Source organism: Alcanivorax sp. (assembly GCF_051117345.1).
Classification (GTDB): domain Bacteria; phylum Pseudomonadota; class Gammaproteobacteria; order Pseudomonadales; family Alcanivoracaceae; genus Alcanivorax.
In genome coordinates this window covers 1-6,112 of the sequence record NZ_JBNPEC010000244.1, presented here as the reverse complement: position 1 = coordinate 6,112, position 6,112 = coordinate 1, and the positions used below count along the sequence as shown (strand labels likewise).

At 59.1% G+C, this 6,112-nt stretch carries 4 protein-coding genes; all 4 read left to right on the top strand.

The window, feature by feature from the left end; all coding sequences use genetic code 11:
* Nucleotides 1–440: shikimate kinase (locus ACFE0K_RS15350; protein WP_434536897.1), on the top strand; the 440-nt coding region annotated here is incomplete at its 5' end.
* A 148-nt stretch (nt 441–588) separates the two neighbouring features.
* The gene (aroB, locus tag ACFE0K_RS15345) at nt 589–1,668 is read left to right on the top strand and encodes a 3-dehydroquinate synthase (protein ID WP_434536895.1); all 1,080 of its coding nucleotides are present in this window, start codon (nt 589–591) and stop codon (nt 1,666–1,668) included.
* On the top strand, nt 1,658–3,247 hold the full coding sequence (locus ACFE0K_RS15340; RefSeq protein WP_434536894.1) for an SPOR domain-containing protein: 1,590 nt from the start codon (nt 1,658–1,660) through the stop codon (nt 3,245–3,247). Before aroB ends, ACFE0K_RS15340 begins: the two co-directional genes overlap by 11 nt.
* Before the next feature lie 143 nt (nt 3,248–3,390).
* The coding region (gene gltB, locus ACFE0K_RS15335) for a glutamate synthase large subunit (RefSeq protein ID WP_434536893.1) at nt 3,391–6,112 on the top strand (2,722 nt) is incomplete at its 3' end.

The window sequence follows — 6,112 nt, the reverse complement described above, 5'->3', positions numbered from 1 at the left end:
ATCCCTTCTTCGATTCTGACCGGGTTATTGAGGAAAAGACGGGAGCAGATATCCCGTGGATCTTCGATATGGAAGGCGAGGCTGGTTTTCGCCGTCGTGAGCAGGAAGCGATTGATGAGCTCACCCGCCAGGACGGTATCGTGTTGGCCACCGGTGGTGGTGTCGTGGTGACGCCCGAGAATCGGGATATGCTTCATGAGCGCGGCTGCGTGGTCTATCTGTGGACCCCTGTCGACGTTCAGCTTGCCCGTACCCGCAATGACAAGAATCGCCCTCTGCTGCAAACGGCGGATCCGCGCGCCAAGCTGGAGGCGTTGTTTGCCGAGCGGGATCCCCTCTACAGACAAGTGTCTCATCACGTGGTGTCCACCGCGTCAGGAAACCTGAAAAAGGTGGCGGATGACGTGTTGGCTTGTTTGGTGTCTCACCGGCAAGGATAATGTGGCGGTGAGAGGCGGTGAGAGGCGGTGTTCGCATCGCGACTGGATGGTGGCGGCATGGTTATGATGCTTTCATCTCTGGTCTGCAAGAATTGCCTGATCCCCCCCTCTTGTCCTTGCATAGATCCAAATGTCTGTCGGAGACCCAATGCGAACACTTCAGGTGGCCCTGGCCGAGCGTAGTTACCCGATTCATATCGGAGCCGGCTTACTCGACACCTTTCCCCTTGCCGAGCAGGTACGCGGCAATCAGGTAATGATCATTACCAATGAGACCATTGCTCCTCTGTATCTGGAGCGACTGACCCGCCATTTCGCTGCATTGCAGTGCGATACTCTGGTCCTGCCGGACGGGGAAAAGTTCAAGACCCTGGAAACGCTGGAAAGCATTTTTGATGCCCTGATGGCCAAGCGCCATTCGCGAACCACGACCTTGATTGCGCTGGGTGGTGGTGTGATCGGCGATATGGTCGGTTTCGCGGCGGCCTGTTATCAGCGAGGGGTGGACTTTATCCAGGTGCCAACCACGCTACTGGCCCAAGTGGATTCCTCTGTGGGTGGCAAGACCGCGGTCAATCACCCTCGCGGAAAGAACATGATCGGCGCGTTTCATCAGCCGCGGCTGGTGTTGATAGACACTGATGTGTTGGCCACCCTGCCGCAGCGGGAGCTGGCGGCGGGCTATGCGGAAGTGATCAAGTATGGCTTGATTCGCGATCCGGATTTTTACCATTGGCTGGAAACCAACAACGGCAAGCTGTTGTCCAGAAACACAGAGGCATTATCCGAAGCCATCTACCGCAGTTGCGAGAATAAGGCGCAGGTGGTGGTCGATGACGAAACCGAGCAGGGCAATCGTGCCCTGCTTAATCTGGGCCACACCTTTGGCCATGCGATAGAGACGGCCACGGGATATAGTCAGTGGCTTCATGGTGAGGCGGTAGCGGTCGGTATGCTGATGGCGGTGCACATGTCGGTCAGGCTTGGCTGGGTGAATGCCGCGCTGGAGCACGGCCTCTCGGAGGTGCTGGCGCAGTGGCAATTGCCGGTTGCGACCCCTCCGGGGATGACCCCGGACCAGTTCATGGATCTGATGGCACTGGACAAGAAAGTGCAGAATGGTCAGCTTCGTCTTGTCTTGCTGCGACAGCTGGGTGAGGCTGTGGTCACGGCAGACTATGATGCAGTGGCATTACAGCAGACGCTGGAGGCTTTTTGTGGAACATGATGATGATCGTTTTTTCAGTGGTGCATCGCGGGGCGATTATCTGGATGCGCTGACTGCCCATGCTGGCCTGGGTTCCGTGGTGGCGCTGGAGGGGGACAGTGGTAGCGGCGTGTCCACCCTGCTTGGCCACACGGTGATGGCGCTGCTTGGCGATATGGAGATCGTCCGGATTGATGGTGCGGCAGAACATAATGCCAATGTGGTCGTCGAATCCCTGCTGCGGCACTTCGATATTGACCGCGCTGCACTGCCTGACAAGCTTCGGGAAACCCTGGTAGACGGCCGGATCCTGGTGGTAGTCGATAACAGCGAAGATTTGCTGGACGAGGCGGTTGCAACAATGGCTGCCCTGAAGCAGAAACTGGGTGCCCGTCTGGGTTATCTGTTCGGTGGCCTGCCCGGCACGGTGGAGAAGCTGAAGGGGGCGGATCTGGCCCTGGATGATGTGCTCGATCTCCCCTCACTGGTTGCCGATGATATTCAGGATTTTGCCTGGTTTGTGTTGGGGTTTGAGCTGGATGAAGCCGAGGCGGAGCGTCTGCGTCATGACAGTGACGGCAATATTGCCCGGCTTCTTGAGATGCTGCGCAGCGGTGATGCCGGTGTCCCGGTGATGTCCGCAGCGTCTGAAGAGGAGGATGACGCCGAGCCTGCCGCCGTATTTGCATCTCGCCCGGTTGATGATGACTCGCAGGAAGAGCTTCATCTTTCTGCGTCGGCGATTGATGATGAGGCAGAGAGCCCTGTTGAGGCCGGTGCTGACTATGAAGAAGATGATCAGGAGCAGCGTGCTGCAGTGACCCCTCCATGGCGCCACGTGGCAGCGGTGGTTGGTCTTCTGGCCGTGGTAGTCATTATCTGGTCGGTGTTCACCGGTGGCAGCGATGACGGCTCCGGGCAAGGAGCGTCGCGTCAGCTTGCCCTTCCGGTTCCGGAGCAATCCGGCGCTGAAGAGGGGGCTGCTGTCGAAGCTCAAGAGCCTCAGACTCGTCCGCTGGCGTCTTCCATGGAGCCGGTGGCCAGACTGGAAGACCTTCCCGATCGCCGGGCCGCTGAGCCTGATCCTATGTCGGATAGCGATGCGGGCAGTGTGTCCCTGACGCCGGTAACGGATCCGGTCATGCAGTCCGCACCTGCCCGAGAGGAGCAGGAAGTGCGTGTGGTACAGGAGTCTGCGGAGACAGTGGCACCCGAGCCGAAAGAGCAATCGCAGGAAGCGCCTGCCAAAACGCCGGCCGAGCCTGATACAGTGCCCGCCAGCGAGCCGGCGCTGAGCGGCCTGGATGCGGAGTTGGGCTACCAGCGGGAAGACTGGCTGGCAACGCTGGATGATAGCCGCTGGTTCCTGCAGATTACCGTGACCAGCCAGGAGGCCAATGCTCGCGGAGTTCTGGATCAGCTGGAGCGCCGGGGTGCCTATTATCGCGCCGAGCGCAATGGAAAAGCGGTCTATCTGGTGCTCTCCGGGGACTATTCCAGCCGCCAGGCGGCGCTGGACGCAAAGTCGACGTTGCCTGCAAAGTTGCGCTCTGCTGGCCCTTTTCCCCGCAATATGGCCGACATTCGCAACGAACTTTAAAAACGAAAAACCCCCTTGGGTGGCTGTTCAATTTGTCGCCCAAGGGCGCAATGTGTAGAATGCATATCCCTTTTTTGCCGTCACCACTATCCTGACGCCATTCGCCTTCTGTAAGTCTCTGAATTTCAAGAGGAAAGGTTTTGATGCAGCAGAACTCAACGCTGGTGCGAGGGCTCACCGAGCCCGGAGAATTCCGGGACAACTGTGGTTTTGGTCTGATTGCCCATATGGAGGGCAACGCCAGCCACGAGCTTTTGCAAACGGCCATCGAAGCACTGACATGTATGACTCACCGGGGCGGCATTAATGCCGATGGAAAAACCGGTGATGGCTGCGGTCTGTTGCTCAAGAAACCCGATTCTTTCTTCCGCAAGGTTGCGGAAGCTCAATCCATTAGTCTGCCGGACAACTATGGCGTGGGGATGATCTTTACCCACCCGGACGCCGACCAGGCCGAACAGCAGAAAGCCGCCATCAATACGGCCCTGGAAGCGCAGGACGTGAAGGTGCTGGGCTGGCGGGAAGTGCCCACCGATGACACCTGTCTCGGTGATCTGGCCCGTGCCTCTCTGCCCGGCTTCTGGCAGGTGCTGGTGGCGGCTGACGGTAACACCGAGCAGGAGCTTAACCGCCGCCTGTTCTTCGCCCGCCGTCATGCGGAGAAGGCGCTGGAGAGCGATGGCTACTTCTACGTCTGCTCCCTGTCTGCCTCGGTGATTTCCTACAAGGGGCTGATGATGCCGGTGGACCTGCCGGCCTTCTTCCCGGACCTGGGTGACAGTGCCATGGAAACCGCTATTGTGGTGTTCCATCAGCGCTTCTCCACCAATACTTCGCCGCAGTGGCCGCTGGCCCAGCCGTTCCGGTATCTGGCCCACAACGGTGAAATCAATACCGTACAGGGCAACCGTAACTGGGCGCTGGCCCGGGAAAACAAGTTCGAAAATGAACTGTTGCCCGGTCTGGAAGCGCTGAGCCCGCTGGTTAATCGTACCGGTTCCGATTCCTCCAGTATGGATAACATGCTGGAAGTGTTGCTGGCTGGCGGCATGGATCTGTTCCGCGCCGTGCGCATGATGATCCCGCCGGCCTGGCAGAACGTGGAAACCATGGATTCCGATCTGCGGGCTTTCTACGAATATAACTCCATGCATATGGAGCCCTGGGACGGTCCTGCCGGCCTGGTGATGACCGACGGCCGTTATGCTGTCTGTATGCTCGACCGTAACGGTCTGCGCCCGGCCCGCTGGGTAGTGACCAAGAACGGCTTTATTACCCTGGCCTCGGAAATTGGCGTGTACGGCTACAAGCCGGAAGACGTGGTGGCCAAGGGCCGGGTCGGGCCAGGTCAGATCCTGGCCATTGATACCGAAACCGGTGAAGTGCTGCACACCAAGGACATCGACAACCGTCTCAAGGTGCGCCACCCCTACCGGGACTGGCTGAAAGGTAATGCCCTGCGTATCGAAGCGGACTACGACCACGAAGTGGAGCGTACCGACGAGGTGGATCAGCAGGATCTGCTCAGCTACCAGAAGTTTTTCCAGATCAGCTTTGAAGAGCGCGATCAGGTACTTCGCCCGCTGGCAGAGTCCGGTCAGGAAGCTACCGGTTCCATGGGTGATGACACGCCCATGGCGGTGCTGTCCCGTCGCGAGCGCTCCCTGTACGACTACTTCCGCCAACAGTTTGCTCAGGTGACCAACCCGCCCATCGACCCGCTGCGCGAAGCGATCGTGATGAGCCTGGAAACCTGTGTGGGTGCCGAGCGGAATGTGTTCGAGGAAACCGCGGACCACGCCGACCGGGCGATTCTGTCCACCCCGGTGCTGTCTCATTCCAAGTTCACCAACCTGATGAAGATTGGTCGTCCCGGGTATGATGTGGCCAAGTTGAGCCTGCATTACGACCCGCAGATCGGTCTGCGTCAGGCGGTGGAAAACCTTTGCGAGCAGGCTGCTCAGGCGACCCGTGATGGCAAGGTCATTCTGGTGCTTACCGACCACGGTATTGCCCAGGACCAGTTGACCATTCACGCCCTGATGGCCACCGGCGCGGTGCATCATTACCTGACCGAAAAAGGTCTGCGTTCCGACGCCAACATCATTGTGGAAACGGCCACCGCGCGGGATTCCCATCACTTTGCAGTGCTGTTCGGTTTCGGCGCTACTGCCGTTTATCCGTATCTGGCCTACGATGTGATCTCCGACATGGTGCGCTCCGGCGAACTGCTCGGCGATGCCGTGGAGTTGCAGAAGAACTTCCGCAAGGGCATCAACAAGGGCCTGATGAAGATCCTTTCCAAGATGGGGATCTCCACCATTACGTCCTACCGCGGTGCCCAGCTGTTTGAAGCGGTGGGGGTTGCCAGTGATGTGGTGGATCTGTGTTTCCGTGGTGTGCCCAGCCGTATCCAGGGTGCCAGCTTCGAGGATTTCGAAGCGGACCAGAAGAGCCTGGCGAAGGATGCCTGGAAGCAGCGCAAGCCAATCGATGCCGGCGGCATTCTCAAGTATATCCACGGCAAGGAGTATCACGCCTTTAACCCGGACGTGATCTATGCCCTGCATCGGGCTACCCAGGACAGTGACTACGACGCCTACAAAGAGTACGCCGAGCTGGTCAACAAGCGTCCTGTGGCCACCCTGCGCGACCTCTTTGCCCTGCGCGATGACGTGGAAGCCATTGATGTGGAGCAGGTGGAGCCGCTGGAGAACATCCTGCTGCGCTTTGACTCCGCGGGCATGTCCCTCGGTGCTCTCAGCCCGGAGGCCCACGAGGCCATCGCCACCGCCATGAACCGTCTGGGTGGCCGCTCCAACTCCGGTAAGGGTGGTGAAGATCAGGCCCGTTACGGCACCGAGC